The sequence below is a fragment of the Streptomyces sp. genome (assembly GCF_036566765.1).
In the GTDB taxonomy this organism is placed as follows: Bacteria; Actinomycetota; Actinomycetes; order Streptomycetales; family Streptomycetaceae; genus Streptomyces.
In genome coordinates this window covers 1-1,580 of record NZ_DATCVQ010000342.1, presented here as the reverse complement: position 1 = coordinate 1,580, position 1,580 = coordinate 1, and the positions used below count along the sequence as shown (strand labels likewise).

Genomic DNA, 1,580 nt, shown 5'->3' with positions numbered 1-1,580 from the left:
TGGGGCTCCGTGTCGCGCAGCCGGTCGGCGACCGCGGCGTCCTCCGCCTGCCAGGCGTCGAGCCGGTGCTGAAGTTCGCGGTGCCGGGCGTCGTCGACGAGCGCGGCCGCGGCGGCCGCCGGTGTTTCGAACCCGGCGCGGAACGCGGCGTCGGCAAGCCGGTCGTCGGCCTCCTTGAGCCGCTGCGAGGACAGTTCCATGGCCCGTACGGACTCGGCGGCGGCGACGAGGATCGCGATCCGCCGCTCCAGCAGCGTGGCGTTCTCGGCGACGCTCGCGGACTCGCCCCGGCCCAGGGCCGCCTCGGCGTCGAGGGAGGCCCGCTGCCCGTCGAGCGCCTCGCGCCGCGAGGTCCGCGCGGCGACCCGCCGCTCGGCCTCCTGCCGCAAGGCGCCCCGCTCCTCCGACTCCCGCTCCCCCCGCGCCAACGCCTCCCGCCGCGCATGCGTCTCCGCGGCGAGGGCACGGGCTTCGGCGTACTCACGCTCCAACTGCCGGACTTCGCCTTCGAGTTCGGGGACGGCGGGGTCGGCAGGGGTGGAGGAGGACGCGTCCATCGGGTCCGCATCGAGGGTCACGGCCGCAGGGCGGCCGTGGGAGTCCAAGGAGGAAGCGGCAGCCCGCGACGCGGCCGTCAGGCCGCCGCCGGCGGCGGCCGACCCGCCGTGGGAGCCGGAAGAGGACGCGGCCGGCGATTCCGTGCCGGTGCCCTGGGCCGGGATGCTCTTCCCCGCTGCGGCGGGCCGGTGGCCCGTCAGGACCTCCGCCCGGGCCGCGGCCCACGACTCGCGGGTGACCGCGAGGTCGCGCTCGGCCGTCGCGTGGGACTGTTCCGCCGCCGTGAAGGCCTCGTACGCGGCGTCCTCCGTGGCGCGGTCGACGTGGTCGGCCTCGGTGCGGGCGGGCGCGGGGTGGACGGTGGAGCCGCAGACCTGGCAGGGGGCGTCGTCGGTCAGGGCGGCGGCCAGCTCGGCGGCGATGCCGTGGAGGCGGCGGGTCTTGACGTCGAGCCAGGTCTCCTTCGCCGTGTTGCGGGCCTCGCGCGCCGCCGTCAGGAGGGACCCGCCCTCCGTCACCCGCGTCGCCAAGTCGTCCCGGCGGCAGGCCGCTTCGAGGCGGCGTCGGGCGGGTTCCAGGCGGCCCGCGAGGTGTTCGGCGCGGGTCGTCGCCTCCTGCGCGGCGTCGACGCGGTCCTGGAGGACCGTGCGCCGGGTCTCCCAGTCGGCCAGCCACGCGTCCGCGTCCTGCATGGTCTCCTCGTCGGCCCGGGCCTGACGTTCCAGGACCGCCAACTCCTCGCCGATCTCGGCGCTGCGCCGCTCCGCGCGGCGCGCCGCATCGAGCCCGCCGAGCCGCTCGCGCAGCTCGGCCTCCAGGCCCGAGAGCCGCTCCGCGCCTTCGTCGACGAGATCGGGGTGCAGCTCGGACCGGGTCCGTTCCCGGACGGTCGTCGCCGCGCCGTGCGCCCGCTCGGCGTCGTCCCGCAGTTCCAGCGCGGGCGCGACGAGTTCGGCCTTGCGGGCCCGGTCCAGGGCAGCCTGCCAGGCGTCCCGCTCGGGCCGCCGCGCGTCGAGCTCCGC

General features: G+C 77.7%; 1 protein-coding gene. It reads right to left on the bottom strand.

Translation table 11 applies throughout. From position 1 onward, the window contains the following. On the bottom strand, positions 1–1,580 hold a 1,580-nt coding region (locus VIU94_RS20200; protein ID WP_524540640.1), incomplete at both ends, for a coiled-coil domain-containing protein.